This window comes from Saccharothrix sp. 6-C (assembly GCF_016695385.1).
Taxonomy (GTDB): Bacteria; Actinomycetota; Actinomycetes; order Mycobacteriales; family Pseudonocardiaceae; genus Actinosynnema; species Actinosynnema texasense.
The window spans coordinates 991,561-1,015,348 of record NZ_CP064192.1; the positions used below are offsets into that span (position 1 = coordinate 991,561).

Here is a 23,788-nt window from a genome sequence, read left to right on the forward strand (position 1 = left end):
GTCAGTCTCCCCACGCGGCGCGCGCTATGTCGCCCAAGGCGCCTTCCTGGCGCTCAGACGGCCCAGAGCCGTTCTTGTCGACGATCTCGTGGCAGGACCCGCCGTGATCGTCAGCGGCGGCGTAGAGGGCCGTTGAGGGCGTGCACGCCCCCTCCTCGAACCCGACGGCCACCACCTCGACCGCGCCACCGAGGGTCGTCCCGACCTCCGGGGCCGGGGACCGCGTCGCCAGCACCACGACGTCCACCTTCCGCTTGACGGCTTCCTCGGCCAGGTGCTCCGACAGCGGCAGGGCGATCACCACGTCCGCCGGACCGCCCAGCAGCCGCACCTGGTCGAGGAACCGGGTCGCGTCGGGGGAGCCGTCACCGGCCACGCCGATCACCCGCGGCCGGCTCGCGGCCTTCCACGCGGCGCGGATCGCCTTCGCGTCCGGCTCGATCGGCAGCGACTGCGGCCGGTCGGCCCGCACCCCCGGCCCCGGGTCGGAGCCGACGTTCCAGTCCACGTCCCGGAACCCCGCCCGCCGGAACGCGTCCTGGGCGGGCGGCGCGAGCAGGTGCTCGTGGAACCGGTCCACGATGTGCCGCCGCCGCTCGTTGGGCGGCCGGGTCGGTCGCTCGACCTCCACGAACGGGTGGTCCAGCACCGGCACGCGGTCCCGCGGGTAGACCACCCGGCACCCCGTCGTGCCGGCCACCGCCTTCTCCGACCCGACCAGCAGCACGTCGCCGACGCACGCGGGCCCGGCGGTCGCGGCGCGGGTGATCTCGTGGAGCTGCCGCGGCACCTCCCGCGTCCGCAGGTACAGCCCGCCCAGCTTGGCGTGCGCCAGCGCGGCGGCGGCGACCACGCCGACACCCGACGAGGTGTCCACGGCGACCGTCCGCACCGCGTGCTCCCACCGGAACCCGCCGTCCAGCGCCACGGCCAGCTCCTCCGCCGCGCCCACGACCACCGGCGACACCGCCACGCTCCCGCGTGGGCTCAGCACGGTGTCCGTGCGCGTCCGCAGCGTCGCCTGGGTGGGCCGGACCTCCGCGGTGCTGTCGGGCAGCCACACGTGCGGTTCGGGGCCCACCGCGGTGAGGTCGGCCGTCGACCAACCCCGGCCCAGCGCCGCCGCGGCCTCCTCGTCGGAAGGGCCGCTGAACACGAGCGCGTCCACCTCCCGGCAGCCCAGGTCGTTGCGCCGCCGCGCCTCCTCCTCGAACTCCAGCGCGATCGAGCGGACGACCCCCTCCAGCTCGGTCGACGTCAGCACGTTGAGCTGGACCGGTGGCGGGCAGGGCGGCACGGCGGGCGGTGAGGCGCCGGCCGCGTTCGTCACGGCGACGAACAGCAGCACCGGCACCAGCGAGGCCGGCAGCCGGCGACGCCGGGCGGGCGGCGGTCCGGGCGTGGGCACCACCGGCTCCGCGGCGACCGGCTCCGCCACGGGGGCTTCCTCGACCGGACCGCTGTGCGGCACGTGCAGCCAGGCGTGGCCGCGGACCTCCTTGACCTCGACGCCGACCCGGCGGAACGACTCCGGGTCCATCGCCGGGTTCGGCCCGACCACGTCGTCGTAGAACCGGTCGGAGACGATCAGCGCGAACAGCGCCGCCGAGCGTTCCACCGCCTCCCGCAGCGGTCGGGAGTCGAGCAGCCGGAACGCCAGCGTCACCTCGCCGCCGAGCACGCCGTGCTCGTCGTGCCGCACCTCGCCCGCCGTGATCGCCATCCGAAGCCTGATCCGGGCGTCCTCGGTGCGGGTCGCGTTGTAGCGGCGCAGCTCGCCGAGCAGCGCGTGCGGCAGCCCGCCGACCACCCGGCTCTTGGGCACGTCGGGCGGCACGAGCACGAGCACACCGTCGCCGCGGTCCTCGTGGTCGATCGCCGACCAGTCCAGCCCGCTGCCCTCGAACGCCGCCTCCAGCGCCGCGTAGAGGCCGCGTCGGATCTCCGCCTGCGGGGCGGGCGAGCGCCGGCTGAAGGCGACCACGTCCACGACCACGACCGTGCGGTGCACCGCGTGCAGTGGTTGCGTCCCCATCCGACCCCTTGTTGGAACGCCGGGTTGTGGGGCAAGTCTATGGTGCGGATCACAATCCGCAGCGGCAGAACGAAGATTTGCGCTGGTCGGCCGCATTACTGCGGAAACGGCTCGGGGGCGGACGCAGGTTCGCGTCCGCCCCCGAGCCGGTCAGCCGATCACGCCAGGCCGGCGTCCGAGGTGGACGGGCCCGCCGCGCTCACGTCGTCGATCTTGTACTTCCGGGCCGCCTGCACGACCAGCGACTGCTGGATCTCGCCGCGCTTGGCCAGCGCCGCCAGCGTGGCCACCACGACCGACTCGGCGTCGACCAGGAAGTGCCGCCGCGCCGCGGGCCGGGTGTCGGAGAAGCCGAACCCGTCGGTGCCCAGGGTCGTCATGTCCGTCGGCACGTACGGCCGGATCAGGTCCGGCACCGCGCGCATCCAGTCGGACACCGCGACCACCGGGCCGGCCGCGTCCGCCAACGCCTGCGTGACGTACGGCACACGCGGCTCCTGGTCGGGGTGCAGCAGGTTGTGCCGGTCCACCTCGACCGCCTCGCGCCGCAGCTCCGAGTACGACGTCGCCGACCACACGTCGGCCTGCACGCCCCACTCCTCGGCCAGCATCCGCTGCGCCTTGACCGCCCACGGCATGGCCACGCCGGAGGCCAGCAGCTGCGCCCGCGGACCGCTCTGCGCCGCCGCCGCCTGGTAGCGGTACAGGCCCTTGAGCAGGCCGTCCACGTCCAGGCCCTCGGGCTCGGCCGGCTGCTGGTACGGCTCGTTGTAGACGGTCATGTAGTAGAAGACGTTCTCGGCGTTCTCGCCGTACATCCGCCGCAGACCGTCCTTGACGATGTGCGCCACCTCGAACGACCACGCCGGGTCGTACGCCACCACGGCCGGGTTGGTGTGCGCCAGCAGCAACGAGTGCCCGTCGGCGTGCTGCAGGCCCTCACCGGTCAGCGTGGTGCGGCCGGCCGTCGCGCCCAGCACGAAACCGCGCGCCATCTGGTCCGCCGCCGCCCACAGGCCGTCGCCGGTGCGCTGGAACCCGAACATCGAGTAGAAGATGTAGATCGGGATCATCGGCTCGCCGTGCGTGGCGTACGACGTGCCCGCCGCGGTGAACGACGAGGTCGAACCGGCCTCGTTGATGCCCTCGTGCAGGATCTGGCCCTGCTCGCTCTCCTTGTACGCCAGCATCAGCTGGGCGTCCACGGAGGTGTACATCTGCCCGTTCGGGTTGTAGATCTTCTGCGCCGGGAACATCGAGTCCATGCCGAACGTGCGCGCCTCGTCCGGGATGATCGGCACGATCCGGCCGCCGATCTCCGGGTCCTTGGCCAGGTCGCGGACCAGCCGGACGAACGCCATCGTGGTGGCGACCTCCTGCTTGCCCGAGCCCCGCTTGATCACGTCGTAGACCTTGTCGCCGGGCAGCACCAGCGCCTTGGACTTGGTCCGCCGCTCCGGCACGAACCCGCCGAGCTGCTTGCGCCGCTCCAGCAGGTACTGGATCTCCGGGGAGTCCTTGCCGGGGTGGTAGTACGGCGGCAGGTACGGGTCCAGGTCCTTGTCCTCGATCGGGATGCGCAGGCTGTCCCGGAAGAGCTTCAGGTCCTCGTGGGTCATCTTCTTCATCTGGTGCGTGGCGTTGCGCGCCGCGAAGTGCGGGCCCAGGCCGTAGCCCTTGATGGTCTTGGCGAGGATGACCGTCGGCTGGCCGTGGTGCTCCACCGCCGCCTTGTACGCCGCGTACACCTTGCGGTAGTCGTGCCCGCCGCGCTTGAGGTTCCACACCTCGTCGTCGGACATGGGCGTGACCAGGTCCTTCGTCCGCGGGTCACGGCCGAAGAAGTGCTCGCGGACGTAGGCGCCGTCGTTGGCCTTGTACGTCTGGTAGTCGCCGTCCGGCGTGGTGTTCATCAGGTTCACCAGCGCGCCGTCGCGGTCGGCGTGCAGCAGGGCGTCCCACTCGCGGCCCCAGATGACCTTGATGACGTTCCAGCCCGCGCCGCGGAAGAACGCCTCCAGCTCCTGGATGATCTTGCCGTTGCCGCGGACCGGGCCGTCGAGGCGCTGCAGGTTGCAGTTCACCACGAAGGTCAGGTTGTCCAGCTGCTCGTTCGCCGCGACCTGGAGCAGGCCGCGCGACTCCGGCTCGTCCATCTCGCCGTCGCCGAGGAACGCCCAGACGTGCTGGTCCGACGTGTCCTTGATACCGCGGTCGCGCAGGTAGCGGTTGAACCGCGCCTGGTAGATCGCGTTCATCGGGCCGAGGCCCATGGACACGGTCGGGAACTCCCAGAAGTCCGGCATCAGCCGCGGGTGCGGGTACGACGGCAGGCCGCCGCCCGGTCCCGCGTGCGAGAACTCCTGGCGGAAGCCGTCGAGCTGCTCGGCGGACAACCTGCCCTCGAGGAACGCGCGGGCGTACACGCCGGGAGAGGCGTGGCCCTGCATGAAGACGTGGTCACCGCCGCCGGGGTGGTCCTTGCCCCGGAAGAAGTGGTTGAAGCCGACCTCGTAGAGGCTCGCCGACGACGCGTAGGTCGAGATGTGACCGCCGACACCGACGCCGGGTCGCTGCGCGCGGTGCACGGTCATCGCCGCGTTCCACCGGATCCAGGCCCGGTAGCGGCGCTCCACCTCCTCGTCGCCGGGGAACCACGGCTCGCGCTCGGTGGGGATGGTGTTGACGTAATCAGTGCTGGTCAGCGAAGGGACGCCGACGTGGCTCTCCCTGGCCCGCTCGAGCAGCCGCAGCATCAGGTAGCGGGCGCGCTGCTGCCCGCCGCCCTTGAGCGCGGCGTCGAACGACTCCAGCCACTCCGCGGTCTCCTCCGGGTCGATGTCGGGGAGGTGGGCGGCCAGACCGTCACGGATGACGCGTACCCGCTCGGGGGGGTTCTGCGGGGCCAAGGGATCTCCTCGTTCCGGGGTCTTCTCAGCTCCATCGTCGCCCGACAGTCACGGTCCCGTCACCTCTACCGGTGAGTAACTCTGGATCGTTTCTCTCGCGCGCGCGAATAGGAGGTGTGTAGAGCGTGCCTCATGAGGTCTGAGCGCCTCACTCGGGGGTACCCGATGCGGCGTGTCTTGGCCCTTACGGTTGCGCGTGGCGGGGCTGACAGTGTTCGCTAGCCGCGACTGGTAGTGACATCGCGGCAGTCGTACCCGGCTGCCGCTCTTGTGTACTTGGAGGAGTGGAAGCCGTGGTCGCCGCGGAAGACGCCGGCAAGATCGGTGTCGCCGACAGGCTCGGGATCGAACCGGGCAGCGTGGTCCAGGAGATCGGCTGGGACGAGGACGTCGACGACGACCTCCGTGCCGCGATCGAGGAGCGGGTGGGCGGTGATCTGCTCGATGAGGACTCCGACGAGGTCATGGACGTGGTCCTGCTCTGGTGGCGCGAGGAGGACGGCGACCTCGCCGACGCCTTGATCAACGCCACCACGGCCCTGGCCGACGACGGCGTGATCTGGGTGTTGACGCCCAAGACAGGTCGGGCCGGTCACGTCGAGCCGAGTGACATCGCCGAGGCCGTGTCCACCGCGGGACTCGCCCAGACCTCCAACATCACGGTGAGCGGTGACTGGTCCGCGACCAGGCTCGTCTCGCCGAAGTCGGCCAAGACGAAGCGCTAACCGCGGAGAAGGCACGCCGACCGCCATGCCCTAGGCTCGACGGCGGGCTCCCCGATCGGGTGGAGCCCGTTCTTCGGGTTGCACGGTTTCCTGTGGAGGGTCGCATGGTCGAGGTAGGCGCGCAGGCCCCTGACTTCACGCTCGACGACTACAACAAGCAGCCCGTGACGCTGTCCTCGTTCCGCGGGGAGCGCAACGTGCTGCTGGTGTTCTACCCGTTCGCGTTCAGCGGCATCTGCACCGGCGAGCTGTGCCAGGTGCGCGACGAACTGGCCGCCTACGAGGACGAGAACGTGCAGGTCATCGGCGTGTCCGTGGACACACCGTTCAGCCTGAAGGCGTGGGCCGCCCAGGAGGGCTACCAGTTCCCGCTGCTGTCGGACTTCTGGCCGCACGGGCAGGTGGCGCAGGCCTACGGCGTGTTCAACGAGCAGGCGGGTCTCGCGAACCGGGGCACGTTCCTCATCGACCTCGCCGGCGTGGTCCGCTACGCCGAGGTGAACGGCCCCGGCGAACCACGCGACCAGGAGGCGTGGAAGAAGGCCGTGGCCGCCCTGTCCTGATATCTTCCGGCGCCGGCCGCGGGCCGGTCGGCGCTTCGGGGGCGCGTAGCTCAGCGGAAGAGCACTCGGTTTACACCCGAGCGGTCGCAGGTTCGAATCCTGCCGCGCCCACCACGTAGGCCTCATTCACACCACGCACCGAAAGAAAATCACGGTGCGTTGTTACTGTATTACTCTCTGTTGTCGGGGCGTCGTCCCCGGACGACGCCCCGACAACGCTGGAGGGAGTATCTCGCCGGACGAGCCAAGAGCCTTCTCGTCGGCCGTGATCGTCTCATCGAGAGCCTCGGCACCTTCCTACGGCCGCCTCTCGCCCGAGGTCCAGACGTGCAGCCTGCTCGACCGCGCTCCGGTCCTCACGACGTGCTTACCAAGCTGCCGGTCCCGACGTGAATGTTCTGAACGAACCCCCACTCATGTCGGTGCTCGACCAGACGCGGCTGTTGGTTGACCAAACGCTCTCCACCAGGCTGGCCTCCGCCACACCTTGTCCTCCACCGAGGAACGGGGCACCGAGCACGTTACGAGCTACACCCTACGGCGCCGGTGGCAGTGCTTCAGAGTGTTGTGCCCAACCTCATCGAGGTGCAGACGTTGGCGGCCAAGCGGCAACCGGCAGGTGTCCAGGCCCGGCCCGAGGCGACTGCAGTCCTCGTGCTCCTTAGCGCCGACGCTTTGATGAAGCTCGGGGAGATCAGCCGGGCGCGGTACTAGTACGGCACGGGCAGACTGGCCGCCGACGACACGGCGAACCGCAACTGCAAGCTCAGGTGCACGACCAGCAAGCGATGCTTCCCTACTACTACTACTACTACTACTACTATTCGCCCATCGGAAGGCCGAGGTCCGCACCTGGTGCACCGACCATAGGGTCAAGCTGGTGTTCACCCCGACCAATGCGTCCAGGCTGAGCTGGATCGAGTGCAAGTTCACCGCGTTGCGTTACTTCAACCTTCGAGGGCAACGACTACCGCACCCACTCCGCCCAGGAACAGGCTATCGCCCGCTACATCTGCTAGGCCAAAATCACGCCAGACCCAAACAGCGCTTCGCCGTCGACTCCATCATCCGCAGACCCGATCGCCTAGACAATGTTGCGGGATGCTGTACTAGCTGTGGCGACCGGGGTCGCCAGAAAAATACGTTGGAGTCAGAAGGGCACCTGGCCACCGCTGCACGAAAACGTGGGCGGATGTTGTCCAGGCCATGACCGGACTCGCCCGCCACATCGCCCAGCCAGTGCCCGGCACTGCCGAATCCGGCTCTATGTGATCAAGGGCCGGCGCAAGCACTCGCCAGCGGCGCATGTTCTCTCCACGGTCCGGGCGGCGTCGCGCTCGAGCTTTCAGAAGGCGGTCGAGTCGGTCAGCCTCAGTCAATCGATGTGTAAGCGCGTTCTATCGATAGCACGCGCAGCCTTGCGCGTGGTTTCTGCTCCAGTACTGCATACGCCCTTCCGTCGTACTGCAAACTGCAGGCGTGGTTGAGATCCATGTCTCGCACTCGGTAAGTCGCCCAGCTGAAGGGCGGGCCCACCACATCGAGTCCACGTAGCGCCATCCCCCTCGCGTGGTTTCAACCAAGTAGGCGATGCTGGCCCCGGATTGACTGTTCTCTGACAGTAGGCGCCCAGGTCGATGCCGCCGAGGCCGGCGGGGCCATGACGGCCAATCCGGACGTGACTACGACCGTGACGGCCGTTGCGCCCAATCAATCCCGTACACCCATGTCAGCCTCTCCTGTCGCTCAACGTCCCGTCCCTTCGCGCACCGAGAGCAAGTCTGCCCCTCGCTGGGCACGAACTGGACGAAGAACACCGGATTTGTCCTACAACTGGTCGACACGGTGCCCAAACTGGGCTTTGACGGCCCACCTCGTCTGATCCACGGCGACCCTCACACCGGAACACGCTGTGGGAAGAGAAGGAAACAGGCGGTGTCGTGCGACTGGGACAGCCCCGCGATCGGACCGGTGAAGTGGGATCTGGTAACCATCGAAGTGCACTGCCGACCTTTTGGTTTCCCCGAGCAAGAGTACCAGGAATTCTGCGTCCGCTATGGACGAGATACCCGCGAGCGGGATGGCTTCGCCGTCATACGTGACCTATGCGAGTTGCGGATGGTGACGACGAACGCTCGGAAGTCGGCGGGCTGGGGCGCCACAGGCTGCGAGGCTACTGATTGCTGCGCTGGAGGCCCGGGAAGACGTGCGGTGGTCGATCTTGTAGATGCTTTGACGACTTGAGACTAGAAAACAAGCCTAAATGGCAAGTGGATGGTTGCTTCGCCAGTGGGCCGGGCTGCCAAGTCCCATCACATCATGACTGTGCGTTATGTGAACGCAGCAACTCAGTGCGCATTATTGCGGAATAGCGATCCAAATTCGTAGTTCCGGCTTCCAGTAGCCCTTGACGCCCAGAAGTCCACACGTGTGGCGCAATAGCGACCAATTGGACCTGATGTCGCTAGGTCAATCAAACTAATTCCAGCATGCTTCTGGATCGCTGATGGAGAAATATTCTCCTTGAGGTGTACGAGCACTACGCCATATAGGTAGAAAACAAGTATTTGCATATGTGAACTAAGTGCAACAACCGGTTGAGATGGCCGCATGGTGACAAGAGACTGACCCCCCGTAACAACTGCATCGTCCAACGGAGTGGGGATCACACGGTGGAGCACGGCCGCGTACTGACCTGGTTGCTGACGGTAGTTATGATCTTTGCCGCCGTCACTGCATCGGTCGATGATCTAAATGTTTCGCCGTGGGCGCGGTGGACGCTGGGTATACTTAGCTTTGCCTGCTTCATAGCTTACATCTGGTGGCGGCACCGGCTCGACTCGGATATCACAGATCTCGGACCTCCGATACCCGAGCTCGTTTCGCTTGAGGAGGTGCAGTTGAGCGCTTCATATGTGATGAGCCATCACGATGCTGACGCTATCCAGTACCTCACGGATGCGCTAACGAACCTTCCTGCCTACTTGACCCGAGTAAACGAACAGATGGAATTGTCCGGTCGCTCAATTCTTTCTCGAACATCGCTCGTATTTAGTGGTTTTGCTCGCGTGCCTGAAGGGGTCGACTCGTCGGTTGCCACTCCACCTGTAGTGGGTAGTCGAGGGCAGCGAGTATTGATTCCGCTGATATCCGCGCGCAAAGGGCGTCTGTTTCACAAGTCAACGGCGTGGGATGCAAGTGGTGCGACGCTCTCCCCACTCTCGCAACGGGAAACCCGTGGGTTGATCTTCGTTGTTGTGCGTTCGATGTTGGAACGAGCGATCAAGGAGGGCGGCCCAAGTCTTACTGAACTTGAGGAAATCAAGCTCATTCGCATTATGCGGCAAACGGTGTTTCGAGTTGGTAAGCTTGATGGAAGTAGTAATAAGCAGGCGCGGCATTCATCGATCGAAGAGTTGCGACGATTTGGTGATCGTTTTGATCCCAAGTGGCGTGCCAAGGCCGCTGAGCTCTGCGACTCTCTTGTGTCGAACTACGTCATCGTCGTGGATATCGAGCGGCCGACAGTAGATAGCGTGACATTGGGTTACGATCACATACTTCCATCGGTTCAGGACAACCTCCGACAAAGCGAAATAACGCGCGCGAAGCACGGCCTTAGCGCGCACGTGATGGATATCACCATGACGTGGCCGCTTCAAGCTGAGAGTTTTCACTTCCAATTCACGGCACCCGCCGGCACCTACATCTTCAGCCACCATCTCGAAGAAGTTCGCACCAACACCATCGTCGAACAGTCGCAGATGTTACGACAAGGCGTGCAACAGTACGCGCGCATCGCCCGAAATCGCAGTGAAAACATTGCTCACCTCTACATTCGCCGTCAACGGCCCGATCCGCCGCCTAACCACTCAGACGATTCAAGCCATGACCGCAAACCCGTACGGCGGGATCTCGAAGATATCAAATCTGTTGTGAAGCTTCGCGAGATACCACCTGGATCTCTTGGAAACGCCACGACCATCGCACTCGTCACGGCCATTATATTAGTATATTTTACCCTTTTCAGGGTCGGCTTGGACCCTAGTCTGGACAAGGAGGGTGCCAATACGAACCAGGACGTTCCAGCTCTCATCCTCACATTTCCCGCGTTTCTCGCAGCTGTACTCGGTCGAGGTATGAATCAGGAGACGCTCGGCAAGTCGACAGTGAGTGCCTTCTATGGGCTTTGGCTGTCGGTATTCCTAGGCCTCATGGGCGTACTGCTCTACCTTTATGGTGCCAATCGGAAGATGCCGCTGGATGTTGAGCTGACAGTTTTTGGAATAAAGCAGCATTACAGCTTGCCCTGGTTGGCTATAAGCTTTTTGGCGGTAGGCAACTACCTAATTTTACGCAAATATAAGAGCGAGCGCCGCCGCCATTATCTAGATTCGCTTCGCAGACTTGTAAGCTAATTGACCATGTGTAAAAACGGGGAGGAATGCACATGTCATCCGAAGCGGTGAACCCTAATTATTTACACGGAGGAGATATTGCTATCGAACGTAGTAGAAGAAGTGGGAAGCAGGATTTTAGCGCAAACGACGAACCGGACCCTAAGCGTAATCACGGCCGGTTAGTAGTCGTGCGGCCCGAGACGCCCAACTCGGAGCTCGCTAAGCGCAACGTTATCCACACCGATGAAGAGCGAGACAGTCTGGCGGAAGCCGTCGAAGCTGCAGTCAAAAGAGAGCGGGCATTAACACCGGAACAGAAGATGGCCAGAATTGCAGCGCTCAAAGCTCTCGACGCTGCTACTCCACCGTACGACTTCGAGAAATGATTGTTATAGTTGACTGCAGGGTTCGCCTCGCAATCTGCAACCCCTACATGTTAAGTGACGCAAGGTGAGCCACGTATCTTTATGTTGCAGGTAACCCGCGAGCGCGATGGATTACCGAGTTCTGCGCCCGGCTGGGGATCGAGTGCACGGTCCTGTATGGCTTGTCGTGTTCGGTCTGGGCACGACCGGGTTCGACCTGTCGTTCAACCATCTCGAGACCGTCACCGCGGACGTCTACCGCGAACGGGCACGGTGACTCTACGGCGACCGGCAGGTCTCCGGGGTCGGCTGGGATTTCGGGGCGCAGTCCATGGCGCCCGACAAGTACCGCGAGCTGTTTTGGCTGGAAGCACGTGCGCACGGCTTGCCGGACAGCCCGGAGTTCTCCTTCGCTCACGAACCGGCCGACCTCGCCGTGCTGGCGCGTGAGTCAGCCGCGATCGGCGACGCGTTCGACGTGTCCTGAGAGCGCCGCCAACGCCGCACGGACCACGTGGTCGACGTGGGCGGTCGCGTCCAACTCGACGTAGGGCCACCGCTCGGCGAAGGCCGTCGCGATGTCGGCGGAACGCCAGGCGTGCGTGGTCAACCGCTTCTAAGCCTCACGCGCGGTGTCATCGGCGCGCTCGTTGCGGCGGCGGATCCGGTCGATCAACACCGCGACCCGCACGTGCAGACCCAAGCCGATGACGTCCGCGCCCGGCATCCCGTCGGCGTCGAGCAAGGCGGGGATGACCAGGCACTGCTCCAGCGTTCGGGAAACCCGTCGAAGACGGGGCCTGCGCGCCACCCCAGCCCACTTCGCGCCGCACGATCCGGCAGTACAGCGCCACCGGCATCGTCTCATCACGGGATAGCCGGTCTGCGACGGCACGCCCGATCTCGGTGTCCTCCTCTGCGGTGCGCCGCAGCACGTCGCCCCTCAGGAACTCCACGCACCGCGGGTGTTCGGCGAGACGCCGAACCACCGTGCTCTTGCCCGCTCCGGGCGCTCCGACGACGAACACGACAAGCGGCACGGGGCCGGCTGATCGCACGATCCCATCGAACCACCGGCAGCCGACGAGGTCCGTCGCCTGGTCAGGTGGCTGCGATCAACGTCAGAGTCGAACCACACCTACGACATGGCTTTCGCCGTCGGTGCGCAGGCGGGGGAGCTCCAGATCACCTTGCAGCCCGATTTCGGCTCCGACAAGGCCGTGTTCGTGGGGATCGCCTGACCCACGTCGTGCCAGCGGCCTTCGTGGAGGCGGTAGGTGCGGTCCGCGATGGTGGTTTCGAAGGTGACCCAGTGGTCCATCGGGATGGGTGGGGTGAGCAGTTCTTCCAGTTCCCGGTCGGCGCAGGGGATCAAGCGGGACTGTCTGAGCTCGTCGGTCCTGGCGAATTCCGGGATCTTGGCGAAACGGGTGGTGACGGTGGCGGTGTCCAGCGTCCGGTCGAGGGGGATCGGGCCGTAGCCGCCCACGTCGTTGGTGCGGAACGCGACCGTGTCCGCGGCTCGTCGCGCCGCGGCGGCGGGCCAGTGGAGGCCCAAACGGCCGAATCGGGTGCTGCCGCCCAACGCGGCGGCCAGTCGGCGTTCCAAAGCGGTTACCAGGGTGTGGTCGTCGACGCTGTGCACGGTGGTCGGGGCTCCTTCAGCGGGCGGCGGAATGACTGGCGGAGTTCGATGCGGTGCATTCACCGTGACGCCTGATCGGGCGAAATGGGCGGCTCGGTCGGCGAGCGGTGAGCGGATTGAGCCGAGCGGCGACAGGTCCCGAGTGGCCGGAGATGTACGCTGAGGTGCGGAGTTGGGCGTATTGAGTGGCGTCACCAGAGCGCAAGTCACTCGATCGAGTGATTATCGTTTACTGCCCGGTTCACGGCCTGAAGAGTTCCTGAAACTATCCCGCGCGGTGAATGGTTCGACTGATCGGCCCGGCCACGCGGGGACCGTTCGGCGCACCGGGACACCCGCTCGTCCTGACGGGCTGGACAGCCCGTCGGAGTGAATGCGAGCCGCTCTCGAGTTGCTGTCAACCGGCGGTCACCGCAATGGTGCGGTGACCGCCGGTTGGCCTCGTGGATACCGTCTTCGGTCACGATCAGTCGTGATCGTCTTGCCGCGGTCCGCGACCACGACGGATTGCGGCGGTGACGGTCAAGGTCGCCACGGCGGCCTGCAGCACTGCTGTGATGAGCTCCAGCCACAACTTCACGGTGTCTCCTCACCTGCTCGCGGTTACGTGAGGACGACGGTTCCGGCATGACGTCGGTGTAGGCCCCGATTGCGGACGACACCGGAGAACGGCTCGGGCTTCGGACGGTTCGGCCTGGTAGGACCAGGTGTGAGGATGGCTGGCACCGGATGGTGCCGGAGGGGGAGAACACCGGATGGCCGCAGTTCCCATCACTGGGGTCGGCGAGTTCTGCGCCGGACTGAGGCAGTTGTGGATCGAGTCGGGCGAGCCGCCGCTCAAGAGCCTCGAGGCATCTTGCGGAGTCTCCGACAGCCAGCTCTCGGCGATCTTGAACGGCAAGGTGAAGAGACCGCCGGCGTGGTCGATCGTCTCCGCTTTGGTGAACGCATGCGCCGACTACGCGAAGCGCCACCGGCGGTTTCCGTCACTGACGACGGACCAGGCCTTCTGGCGCGAACGTCACGCCACTCTGGAGCGGCCCGTGACCGGCCGTGCCGTCGCGCGGCCGAATCCGCCACGCGATGCGTGGGCGGCGCTCGCCGAGGGGCACGTGGTGTGGGATCGCGTCAACGACCCGGACCGCGTTCGATCACAGGTCGTGGCGGTCGCCGAGCACCTGTCCGGGCACTACGCCGCAGCCACCCGGGTCTGTGCCGGTGACCCGTGGCTCGATCCCGCGTTCGTGGAGCGCATGACCTCCCGCGTGTCCGGACTGATCACCGTCGGTCTCTCCGGCGACGAGTTGAGGTTCTCCGCGGTGGAAGCGGCGCTGCTCGTGCTGACCCCGATGCTGCACGAGGTCCAGTCCGCGCGGTCCGCGGCGGAGATGATCCACGTATCGCCGACCAGCCTCGGCGTCGAGCCGGAACCGGATGCGGACCGTGCGCAGTTCGAGAGGTACTTGTCCGGCCAGCAACAGCGGAGGTTGGTGGCGAGGACGGAGCACCGCGACGTCCTCGACCGCACCGGTGTCTCCGAGCAGATCGGCTGGTGGCTGTTCCACCGCTGGATCGACAGCAGGTCCGGTCGTCCGGAAGGGGCGTCGACGAAGGTCGTGCTGCAGGACATGCCGGTCCAGGACCGGGCGCTGTCCAAGGTGCTCGTCACGACCCTCGACCGGCTGGTGCGCCTGTTCCGGCTGTCGCCCGACGACCTGCGCAACCCCGATCGTCTCGGCTTGGTGGCCTCGGCCTCTCACCTGGGGGTGAGCGTCGCCCAGCAGGTCGTGCGCGAGAGGCTGGTCGGCCTGCTTCTCGTGGTGGCGCACGCGCTGGCCATCGAGACGACGACGTTGCCGGCGACCCTGGCCGAACACCTCGGCATCCCGGAGCCGGTGGATCTGGAGCGGTTGCGCGCGACGCTCGACGAGGCCGAGTGGACGCCGGTGACGATCGGCCTCGGCTTGGTCGCGGAATGCCACCACGAGGCCGTGCTGGAGGCTCTCCGCGAACACGTCGCCCGCACCGATGTCGTGCTTGGCGCGGTGCACGCCACCGCCGACAACGACGTCACTCTCCAGCCGCTGCTCCGGCTGCCCGCCCGCGCCTCCGCAGACCGGGTGGAACCCGCTCTGCGGCCGGACGGCAAGCCGGTCTTCGCCGTTCCCGTGGCTCGCTTCCGCTTGGACGAGACGAGGGTGCGCGAGCTGTTGATGGGCGAACAGCTCTACGGCGACCGGTCGATCGCCATCCGGGAGCTGTACCAGAACGCCCTCGACGCCTGCCGATACCGCCAGGCACGCCACGAGTTCCGCGCGGAGGCCGGATGGCGGTCGGACTGGTCCGGGTCCATCGAGTTCGACCAAGGTGTCGACGAGAACGGTCGGCACTACCTGCGCTGTGCCGACAACGGCATCGGGATGGGTGAGCCCGAACTCCGGGAAGTCTTCTCGCAAGCCGGAATACGCTTCGCCGACCGTCCCGAGTTCATCGAGGAGCAAGCGGAGTGGGCTGAACGCGGTGTGCGCCTGTTCCCCAACAGTCGTTTCGGCATCGGCGTGATGAGTTACTTCATGCTCGCCGACGAGATCGAAGTGACGACATGTCGCATGAGCCGGCACGGCGACAGTCCTGGCGCCTTGCTGAAAGTAGCCATCGCCGGGCCCGGCCACCTGTTCCGCATCAAGCACTTGGCGGACAGGGGCGATCGGCCGGGAACCGAGGTGAAGCTCTACCTCCGTGAGGGCGAAGACGCCCCTTCGTGCGTCGAAGTGCTCCAGCGACTGTTGGCGATCACCGACTTCACCACCCGTGCGGAACACGATGGCCTGGTCGCGGAGTGGGAACCGCAGCGCTTCCACGCCCGGTCCCGGCGACCGGGCGAGACGGACGGCATCGAGGTGTCGGGTCGGCTGGTGCCGGCACGGCCCGCGGACAACGGCCAGGTCATCTGGTGCGAGCGAGGTGGCGCTCTCCTCGCCGACGGGCTGTACGTCCGGCCTGCCGATCGCCAGGGGGTTCTCACGACTCTTGACGACTCGCCGGACATCCGCGGTGCGGTCGTCAACCTGACCAAGCAGTGGACACCCCGGTTGACCGTCGATCGCCAGTGGGTCTTGGACGACGTATCTGGTCACGTGGAGGAGTTGCTGCGCGGTGCGGTTCCCGACCTGCTGGAAGACCAGGCGCCGTTGTTGAGCTTCGACTGGCTGTACGGCGTGGCCGGCACCAGCACGCGTGTCGCTGACGTGATCACCGCAGTAGCCGCCGACCGCACTCATCGAATGGACTTCAACGGTAAGTCCGTTGACCTTGCGGTGACTGGCTGCTTCCCAACAGATTCCACTCTGACTGACAGTGATTGGGAAAGTGGACAATCCGGGTTCTGGGATCGTTTCGTGCCGAGAAATATGCCCGACCACCTGGTGCTGTGGCGACTGATCGCACACCGTCGTGACGTGGTGTCGGACGTTGCGGAGTTGTCGGCTTTGGAACTGCTGCCGGCGATGCCTTCCGACGCAGTTCTGATTGGCGCTGGCAGCATCGGCATCACCGGTATTGGAGGTAATCGTCGAGTGCCGCCGGGTTATGTTGTCGCAAAGGCTTCCAGTCTTGGGTTGACGCCCCGCGCGGCCAGTTCACGTATGGCCGTCCTCGGATACGAGGTAGATCCCGATCGGTTTCCGAACCGTCCCGCGTCACCTATCGACGCATTGCTGCTCAGCGGTGGTCTGAACGGCAAGCCACCGTGGTTGAGCGATTCGAATCCCGTTCCACTTGGTCACCTCATTGCGGCTCAGCTTCGCACGAAGGTACCGACTTCGGAAGTCCTCCGGCGGCTCGCCGCGTACTCGTTCGAGACCAACCAGCTGTCCGGTGCTGTGCAGCGGTTCAGTGAAACTGATCTCATCCTGGTCAGCATCAAGTTGAACGCGCAAAGCCCTTGGCTCCAGCCTGACCAGCCGGTGCGCAAGCGACACCTCTACCTGGCTGCCCACAAACTTGGTTGGACGTTGCCCGCAGTTGCATCGCGACTGGAGCGTCTGGGGTTCGACGTGCCGACTGTCGACGGCCTCGTAGACTGGTCGGCTCAGCTACCGCAAGCCGCAGCTGAGCTGCTGATTGCCGCGGCAGACCCCATCGGTGACAGTGTGCCGGCAAGCGTCATCCTTCTGTTGGCCGTGTCCTGGGAACTTGCTCCGAGTCAAGTCATGGACAAGCTCGTGGATCTCGGGCAGGCGCCCGAAGTCGGAGTGGAACTGCCGGACCGGCTCGACGACTTCGACACGAACTTGGTGACTGCGGTCGTGGGATCACCCGTTTCCGCTTATTACACGCGAACCGTGTCGATCGAGACCGTGGTGACCCTTGCGTCGAAGGTCGGCTCGACACCGGCTGTGGTGACGGCCCGCCTCCGCGAATTGGGCTTCGAGGTACCGCCGCGTCAGGCGGTCGAGCAGGAATTCGACGAAATCGACCTGCACCTGCTGGGTGGTGGGACGAGTGGACGGGCAATCAGCTGGCACGACTTGAGTCCTCATCTCTACCTGCGTCAACTCGTTGACCGGTCGAGGGGGGCGGCCGTGCCGCTGTCGGAGGCGATGGGCCGCCTCAAACGCATGGGTCTCGCCGAACCGGAGTTGAGCTGGTTGCCCCAGGATGCAACAGAACTCGATTTCGTGCTGTTCAGGCATGATATGGGCCGCATTGCGCAACTGGTCCAGCAGGGTGGAGTGCCGATCGGGCACCTTCTCTTGGCGATTCGTGACTCGCCTCACCCTCTTCAAGGCGCGGTGGAGAGGATGGAGGAACTGGGCATTCCGGTGCTGTCGGATCGGCACCAAGTGCCCGACGTCGGACGGGACCTGGGCTTGTTGAGAAGATCTGACTGGGGTGTGTGGCTGGACTGCGGCGAGCGGGTGCCGATCCGGCAGTTGATCGGTAAGGCGTTGCAGCATTCGCTGTCGGTCACCGAGGTGGCGAGGCGGTTGGAGTCGCTCGGGTTGACGGTCGCAGATCCGGCGGTCGAGGTGCAGGCACTCCTCGCACGGGTGCCGACCGCGCGCCCGTAGGCTGGATGGCCCATTAGGGGCTGCTAACCCGATCCCCCTATGTGACATCCCCCTACCTCGCGGCGTGGCGAAGACGTAACTTCCTCACATGTCGCCCAGGGTCGTCACCGCGGTGGTCGGTGTTGCGTTCTTCCTGGCCGGGTTGCTGATCATGCTCCTGCCGCTGTCCACCGACACGCCGGAAGGCGTCTCGGTCGCCTGCGGGAACAGCGTGGGCATGGGGTTCGACGCCGTGGCGGTCGAAGCGGAAGGCGCGGCGTTCGTCGAGATCTGCGGCCGGTTGCGGATGGAGCGGTTGGCCTGGGCGGCGCCGGTCGTGGTGCTGGGCGCGTTGTTGGTGGTCGGGGGCGTCGTGGTGCGGCGCAGGTCGTCCACCTAGCTACCTGCGAGTAGCTTCTAGCGCATGACGTGGATGGTTTACGGCGCTTACGGGTTCACCGGCACGCTCGTCGCCGAGCTGGCCGTGCGACGGGGCTTGCGGCCGGTGCTGGCGGGGCGGGACGCGGCGAAGCTCCGCCCCCTCGCCGAACGGCTGGGCCTGGAGCACCGGGTCTTCGGGCTCGACCAGGCGGCAGGGGCGCTGCAGGACGTGGACGCGGTGGCGCACTGCGCCGGGCCGTTCTCGGCGACCTCGGGGCCGATGGTGGACGCCTGCCTGGAGTCGAGGACGCACTACCTCGACATCACCGGCGAGATCGACGTGTTCGAGGCCGTCAGCCGGCGTGACGAGGAAGCGAAGCGGGCCGGTGTGGTGCTGCTGCCCGGCGCCGGGTTCGACGTCGTGCCGACCGACTGCATCGCCGCCATGCTGCACGACGCCCTGCCCACGGCCACGCACCTCGACCTCGCGTTCGTGGTCCAGGGCGGCGCCAGCACGGGCACGGCGATGACCGCCGTCGAAGGCTCGGGCGGTGGGGGACGGGCGCGGGTGGGCGGTGAGATCCGCGGCGTGCCGCTCGGCCACCGCCGCCGCACGGCGCAGTTCCGCGACCGGCCGAGGGAGGTCGGCGCCATCCCGTGGGGTGACGTCAGCACGGCCTACCGGTCCACCGGCATCCCGAACATCACCACGTTCACCACGATCCCCGGCGTGCTGGGCAAGCTCCAGCCGCTCACCGCGCCGCTGCTGCGCACCGACCTGGCGCAACGCCTCGGCCGGGCGCTGGCCAAGCGCATCGGCGGCCCGAGCGGCCCGACGAGGGCCAGGACCCGCTGCGAGGTGTTCGGCGAGGTCTGGGACGGCGACGGGCGCCGGGTGCGGGCCGCGCTCACCGGGCCGAACGCCTACGACCTCACCGCGGACTCGGTGGTCGAGGCGGTCCGGCGCCTGGCCGGGACGGCTCCCGGTGCGCACACGCCGTCCAGCGCGTTCGGTTCCGACTACGTCCGAGCGCTGGACGGCGTGGTGGTCAGCGAGCCGACAACAGTGAGGTGATCTCCTGCGCCGCGCCGCCTGCCTCGAGCAGGTGGCGCAGGTTCTCCGGCAGCACGTCGCCGCGCTTCTGCACGGCCTGCGCGTACAGCCGGCCGGCGCGGTAGGACGAGCGGACCAGGGGACCGGCCATGACGCCGGAGAACCCGATGCCCTCGGCGGTCTCCTTGTGCGTCACGAACTCCTCCGGCTTCACCCACCGCTCCACCGGGTGGTGCCGGGGCGAGGGCCGCAGGTACTGCGTGATGGTGATGATCTCGCAGCCCGCGTCGTGCAGGTCGCTCAACGCCTCGGTGACCTCGTCCGGCGTCTCGCCCATGCCCAGGATCAGGTTGGACTTGGTCACCAGGCCCGCTTCCCGGGCCGCGGTGATGACCTCCAGCGACCGCTCGTAGCGGAACGCCGGCCGGATGCGCTTGAAGATGCGCGGCACGGTCTCCAGGTTGTGCGCCAGCACCTCGGGCCGCGACGAGAACACCTCGGCCAGCTGCTCCGGCACCGCGTTGAAGTCCGGGATCAGCAGCTCCACGCCGGTGCCGGGGTTCATCGCGTGGATCTGGCGGACGGTCTCGGCGTACAGCCACGCGCCGCCGTCCTCCAGGTCGTCGCGCGCCACGCCGGTCACGGTCGAGTAGCGCAGACCCATGGCCTGCACCGACTCCGCCACCCGCCGCGGTTCATCGCGGTCGAGGTCGGCGGGCTTGCCGGTGTCGATCTGGCAGAAGTCGCAGCGACGGGTGCACTGCTCGCCACCGATCAGGAAGGTGGCCTCCCGGTCTTCCCAGCACTCGTAGATGTTGGGACAACCGGCCTCTTCGCACACCGTGTGCAGGCCCTCGCGTTTGACCAAGCCCTTGAGCTCCCGGTACTCGGGGCCCATCTTCGCCTTGGTCTTGATCCACGAGGGCTTCTTCTCGATGGGCGTTTGGCTGTTGCGGACTTCCAGCCGCAGCAGCTTCCGACCTTCAGGTACGACGGTCACGGCTTCAACCCTACGTCACGAGGGGTCGGGCGCGACGCCCGTGAGCTTGGCCGTCAGGTCCCACAACCGGCTGGCCGCGAGGTCGTCGCGGGCGGCCGTCGTCGACCCCGCCGGCGCCGGGTGGCCGCGCATGCCCCGGAACCCGTCCGGCCCGTAGTAGCCGCCCCGCTCGACGTTCGGCGACGTCGCCGCGTAGAGCTGCGGCAACGCCCCCACCTCGACCGGTTGCGAGAAGAAGTCGCTGATCTTGGCGCCGATGCCCACCAGCGGGTTTCCCTGGGCGCGGGCCATGGTGGAGCTCAGCTCGGTGGCCGTGACGCCGGGGTGCGCCGCGACGGACGTCACGTCCAGGTTCGCCGCCCGGGTGCGCCGGTCCAGCTCCCGCATGAACAGCAGGTTCGCCAGCTTCGACTGGCCGTAGGCGCGCCACGCCGCGTATCGGCGCACCTCGTAGTTCGGGTCGGCCAGGTCGAGCCTGCCCGTCTGGTGGGCCAGGCTGGACACGGTGACCACGCGCGCGCCCGGCCGCGTGCGCAACGCGGGCATCAGCAGCCACGTCAGCGCGGCGTGGCCGAGGTGGTTGGTGCCGAACTGGCGCTCGAAGCCGTCGGCCGTGCGCCCCAGCGGCACGGCCATCACGCCCGCGTTGTTCACCAGCACGTCGAGCGCGTCACCGGTGCGGTCGCGCACCAGTGCCGCGGCCGTGCGGACCGAGGACAGGTCGGCCAGGTCCAACGGCACCAGCTCGGCCTTGCCACCGGTGGCGAGCACGCGTCGCAGGGCCCGCTCCCCGCGTTCGGGGGACCGGCAGGCCAGCAGGACGTGCGCCCCCTTGCCCGCCAGCACCTCGGCGGTGCGCAGGCCGAGGCCCGAGTTCGCCCCGGTGACCAGCGCGGTGCGCCCGCTCTGGTCCGGGATGTCCGCGGTGTCCCATTTCCGGGCGTTCCACTTCGGCATGGGTCAATACCTACCAGGGGGTCAGGCGCTCTTGGCGAGCCCGCGGTGCCCGCCCGCCACGACGGCCGGCCGGCTGCGCAGCAGGCGCGCGAACGCCGCGCCGACGCGGGCGATCTCCGCGCGGGGCTCGGACAGCTCCGCCAGGCCCGCCGTGAGGGCCAGCATGCGCTGCTCGCGCTCGACCGCCTCGGTGGACGTCAGGTGCGCGTCCAGCACCGCGCGCAACACCGGCTGCTCGGCGGCCAGTGCGCGCCACGTGCGGGCGACGGTTTCTACGCGGTCGTCGTCGCTGTCCTCCAGCGCCGCGCCGAGCCGCCCGGTGAGCTGCTGCATCCAGCGGTAGTGCAACGCCAGGAGCAGCTCGTCCTCGGTGGCGAACAGGTCGTGGTCGACCGCCAGGGGCGCCGCGGGGTCCCCCGCCGCGGCGCGGAGCACGGCGTCCAGAGCGTCGCGCCGTCGGTAGAAGTCGGACCAACTCATGATCACGCCCTCCTCTCGTGGTGACCGGCGTCATACCTCAGGTCTGTGGCATACCGTCGGTATGGCCGATGAGGCGAACATACCACGAGTACGTACCGGCGGTATGTCGTACCGTTGTGAACGTGGTGACAGTGCGGTCTAGGCGGTTGGACTACTCGGAGTCGACGAGGCAGGCCCTCGTGGACAGTGCCGTCGAGCTGTTCACCAAACGGGGGTACGCGGGCACTTCGCTCGACGAGGTGGCGAAACGGGCACGCCTCACCAAGGGCGCGCTCTACCACCACTTCAGCGGCAAGCAGGCGTTGTTCGAGGCCGCCTTCGACTCGGTGGAGACCAAGTTCATCGAGAAGCTCGGCGAGATCGTCAGCGCGCCCGGCGACCCGTGGGAGACCGCCATCGCGGGCCTGCGCGCGTACGTGCGGGTCTGCCTGGAGCCCGCCTACCAGCGGATCGTGATCCACGAGGCGCCGGTGGTGATGGGCTGGGAGCGCTGGCGCGAGGCCGAGGAGCACTTCAGCTACGGCTTGCTGCGCTCCACGATCGAGGTCTTGGTCACGTCCGGCGAGCTGGTGCAGCTGCCGGTGGAGACGATGAGCCGCCTGCTGTTCGGGGCGCTCTCGGCGGGCGCCAGCACCATCGCCGGCGCCTCGGACCCGCGCAAGGCCAGCGCCGAGGTGGAGCGCACCATCGTCCGCGTCGTCGAAGGCCTGCGGGTCACGCCCGTCCCGGCCGGCGTCGACGCCCCGCCGGTCGAGGAGAAGCGCTCGCGGTCACGCCGCCGGTGAAGACGCTCGGATCGCGGCCCTCCGGCACGGCCGACTAGCGTCGTCGCGGTGGACCTCCGCATCTTCACCGAGCCCCAGCAAGGGGCCTCCTACGACCAGTTGCTGGCGGTGGCGCGCACCGCCGAGGCGGCCGGCTACAGCGCGTTCTTCCGCTCCGACCACTACCTCAAGATGGGTGACGGCGACGGCCTGCCCGGCCCCACCGACGCCTGGATCACGCTCGCCGGCCTCGCCCGCGACACCAGCACGATCCGACTCGGCACGCTGATGACCGCGGCCACCTTCCGCCACCCCGGCCCGCTGGCCATCTCCGTGGCGCAGGTGGACCAGATGTCCGGCGGCCGGGTCGAGTTCGGCTTCGGCGCGGGGTGGTTCGAGGCCGAGCACACCGCCTACGGCCTGCCGTTCCCGTCCACGGTCGAGCGCTTCGAGCGGTACGAGGAGCAGCTGGAGGTCATCACCGGCCTCTGGCGCACACCGGTCGGCCAGACCTACGACTTCGCCGGCAAGCACTACACCCTGGCGGACTCGCCGGCGCTGCCCAAGCCCGTGGACCGGATCCCGGTGCTGGTCGGCGGCACGGGCCGCAAGCGCACCCCGGCGCTCGCGGCGCGGTTCGCCGACGAGTTCAACCTGCCGTTCCAGCCGGTGGACAACGCCGTCGAGGTGCTGGCCCGGGTGGACGCGGCGTGCGCGGACATCGGCCGCGACCCGAAGGAGATCACCCGCTCCGCGGCCCTGGTGGTGTGCGTGGGCCGGGACGACGCCGAGGTCGCCCGCCGGGCCGCCGCGATCGGCCGCGAGGTGGCCGAACTGCGCGAGAACGGCCTGGCCGGCACGCCGGACGAGGTGGTCGACAAGCTCGGCGCGTGGCGCGGGCGCACCGGCATCAGCCGGGCCTACCTCCAGGTCCTCGACCTGGCCGACCTCGACCACGTCGAGCTGATCGCGGAGGCCGTCGCGCCTCAGCTGCGCAGCTGACCCGCCACGTCCGAGGCGGCGGTGAGCAGGACGAGCACGGGCACGGTCGCGGCGGACCGCAGCCGGTAGGTCCCGCGCTTGTCCTGCTCCACCAGGCCGGACCCGGTCAACGCCTTCAGGTGGTGGTAGAGCTGGCCGGTCGACCCGAGCCGGGCGGCCTCCTGCAACGCCGTCGCGGGCTGGGCGCCCCGGGCGAGCAGCGTGCGCACGATCTCCACCCGAACCGGGTGCGCCAACGCGGACAGCACTTCGATCCGCGGCCGGTCGGGCAACGACAGCGCGCGCTCCGGCGTCACGTCGATCTGCCACGAGACCTGGCCGTCGCCCAGCGCGACCTGCCCGCCGTAGCCGAACGCGCCGCCGTCGGTCCCGTCCGACGGACGCGCCTCCCGCTCGTCGCCCTCCAGCGCGGCCACGCGCTGCTCCAGCTCGGCAAGTCGCTGCACCAGGTCCATCG

At 67.4% G+C, this 23,788-nt stretch carries 18 protein-coding genes, 1 tRNA gene and 1 pseudogene; 11 read left to right on the forward strand and 9 right to left on the reverse strand.

The annotated features are described in order from the left end of the window. Window position 1 precedes the first annotated feature (1 nt). Together IOD16_RS04665 and aceE are read right to left on the reverse strand one after the other, a co-directional pair. Window positions 2-2,035: a substrate-binding domain-containing protein gene (locus IOD16_RS04665; protein ID WP_201439007.1), complete on the reverse strand. Its 2,034-nt coding sequence runs from the start codon at window positions 2,033-2,035 to the stop codon at window positions 2-4. A 158-nt stretch (window positions 2,036-2,193) separates the two neighbouring features. Next, window positions 2,194-4,944 (reverse strand): pyruvate dehydrogenase (acetyl-transferring), homodimeric type, encoded by a 2,751-nt coding sequence (gene aceE, locus IOD16_RS04670; protein ID WP_201439009.1) that lies wholly within the window; start codon window positions 4,942-4,944, stop codon window positions 2,194-2,196. Between the two features lie 293 nt (window positions 4,945-5,237). Here aceE and IOD16_RS04675 point away from each other — a divergent pair, with 293 nt between their 5' ends. The 6 genes from IOD16_RS04675 (at window position 5,238) to IOD16_RS04700 (ending at window position 11,484) form a co-directional block, all read left to right on the forward strand. After that, window positions 5,238-5,669: a DUF3052 domain-containing protein gene (locus tag IOD16_RS04675; RefSeq protein ID WP_123748036.1), complete on the forward strand. Its 432-nt coding sequence runs from the start codon at window positions 5,238-5,240 to the stop codon at window positions 5,667-5,669. A 104-nt stretch (window positions 5,670-5,773) separates the two neighbouring features. Next, window positions 5,774-6,232 carry a peroxiredoxin gene (locus tag IOD16_RS04680; RefSeq protein WP_201439010.1) on the forward strand — a complete coding sequence of 153 codons (459 nt, stop codon included), beginning with the start codon at window positions 5,774-5,776 and terminating at the stop codon, window positions 6,230-6,232. Between the two features lie 39 nt (window positions 6,233-6,271). Beyond that, window positions 6,272-6,346, forward strand: a tRNA-Val gene (locus IOD16_RS04685). A gap of 2,558 nt (window positions 6,347-8,904) precedes the next feature. Then, entirely contained in the window at window positions 8,905-10,650 is a 1,746-nt protein-coding gene (locus IOD16_RS04690) for a hypothetical protein (protein WP_201439011.1), read from the forward strand. 32 nt (window positions 10,651-10,682) lie between these two features. Then, window positions 10,683-11,018 carry a hypothetical protein gene (locus IOD16_RS04695; RefSeq protein ID WP_201439012.1) on the forward strand — a complete coding sequence of 112 codons (336 nt, stop codon included), beginning with the start codon at window positions 10,683-10,685 and terminating at the stop codon, window positions 11,016-11,018. 310 nt (window positions 11,019-11,328) lie between these two features. Next, complete coding sequence (locus IOD16_RS04700) at window positions 11,329-11,484, forward strand: hypothetical protein (protein WP_201439013.1); 156 nt, start codon at window positions 11,329-11,331, stop codon at window positions 11,482-11,484. Window positions 11,485-11,613: 129 nt separating this feature from the next. On the opposite strand, the gene IOD16_RS40845 is transcribed toward IOD16_RS04700, so the two are convergent. The 3 genes and pseudogenes from IOD16_RS40845 to IOD16_RS04710 form a co-directional block, all read right to left on the reverse strand. Next, complete coding sequence (locus tag IOD16_RS40845) at window positions 11,614-11,742, reverse strand: hypothetical protein (RefSeq protein ID WP_268957678.1); 129 nt, start codon at window positions 11,740-11,742, stop codon at window positions 11,614-11,616. 85 nt (window positions 11,743-11,827) lie between these two features. Then, window positions 11,828-12,055, reverse strand: a pseudogene (locus IOD16_RS41390) (nucleoside monophosphate kinase); the annotation flags it as partial. A gap of 80 nt (window positions 12,056-12,135) precedes the next feature. Continuing rightward, window positions 12,136-12,642 carry a TIGR04141 family sporadically distributed protein gene (locus IOD16_RS04710; protein ID WP_201439015.1) on the reverse strand — a complete coding sequence of 169 codons (507 nt, stop codon included), beginning with the start codon at window positions 12,640-12,642 and terminating at the stop codon, window positions 12,136-12,138. A 755-nt stretch (window positions 12,643-13,397) separates the two neighbouring features. On the opposite strand from IOD16_RS04710, the gene IOD16_RS04715 reads away from it, so the two are divergent. The 3 genes from IOD16_RS04715 (at window position 13,398) to IOD16_RS04725 (ending at window position 19,149) form a co-directional block, all read left to right on the forward strand. Then, window positions 13,398-17,714 carry a wHTH domain-containing protein gene (locus IOD16_RS04715; RefSeq protein ID WP_201439016.1) on the forward strand — a complete coding sequence of 1,439 codons (4,317 nt, stop codon included), beginning with the start codon at window positions 13,398-13,400 and terminating at the stop codon, window positions 17,712-17,714. Window positions 17,715-17,802: 88 nt separating this feature from the next. Beyond that, window positions 17,803-18,093: a hypothetical protein gene (locus tag IOD16_RS04720; protein ID WP_201439017.1), complete on the forward strand. Its 291-nt coding sequence runs from the start codon at window positions 17,803-17,805 to the stop codon at window positions 18,091-18,093. A 24-nt stretch (window positions 18,094-18,117) separates the two neighbouring features. After that, on the forward strand, window positions 18,118-19,149 hold the full coding sequence (locus IOD16_RS04725; protein ID WP_201439025.1) for a saccharopine dehydrogenase family protein: 1,032 nt from the start codon (window positions 18,118-18,120) through the stop codon (window positions 19,147-19,149). On the opposite strand, the gene lipA is transcribed toward IOD16_RS04725, so the two are convergent. From lipA to IOD16_RS04740, 3 genes are read right to left on the reverse strand one after another with little or no spacing between them, the layout of a single operon-like run. After that, on the reverse strand, window positions 19,124-20,128 hold the full coding sequence (gene lipA, locus IOD16_RS04730) for a lipoyl synthase (RefSeq protein WP_201439030.1): 1,005 nt from the start codon (window positions 20,126-20,128) through the stop codon (window positions 19,124-19,126). The genes IOD16_RS04725 and lipA overlap by 26 nt on opposite strands. A gap of 15 nt (window positions 20,129-20,143) precedes the next feature. Further along, entirely contained in the window at window positions 20,144-21,085 is a 942-nt protein-coding gene (locus IOD16_RS04735; RefSeq protein ID WP_201439032.1) for an oxidoreductase, read from the reverse strand. Window positions 21,086-21,106: 21 nt separating this feature from the next. After that, a complete protein-coding gene (locus IOD16_RS04740) occupies window positions 21,107-21,565 on the reverse strand; it encodes a hypothetical protein (RefSeq protein ID WP_201439033.1) in 459 nt (152 codons plus the stop codon). A 131-nt stretch (window positions 21,566-21,696) separates the two neighbouring features. Between IOD16_RS04740 and IOD16_RS04745 the strand changes: the two genes are divergently transcribed. After that, window positions 21,697-22,350, forward strand: coding sequence for a TetR/AcrR family transcriptional regulator (locus tag IOD16_RS04745; protein ID WP_236595115.1), 654 nt, complete (start codon window positions 21,697-21,699; stop codon window positions 22,348-22,350). Window positions 22,351-22,398: 48 nt separating this feature from the next. Continuing rightward, window positions 22,399-23,331, forward strand: a complete 933-nt coding sequence (locus IOD16_RS04750; protein ID WP_201439034.1) for an LLM class F420-dependent oxidoreductase — start codon at window positions 22,399-22,401, stop codon at window positions 23,329-23,331. Here IOD16_RS04750 and IOD16_RS04755 read toward each other — a convergent pair. Next, window positions 23,316-23,786: an ArsR/SmtB family transcription factor gene (locus IOD16_RS04755; RefSeq protein WP_123743481.1), complete on the reverse strand. Its 471-nt coding sequence runs from the start codon at window positions 23,784-23,786 to the stop codon at window positions 23,316-23,318. The genes IOD16_RS04750 and IOD16_RS04755 overlap by 16 nt on opposite strands. Between the last annotated feature and the right edge of the window lie 2 nt (window positions 23,787-23,788).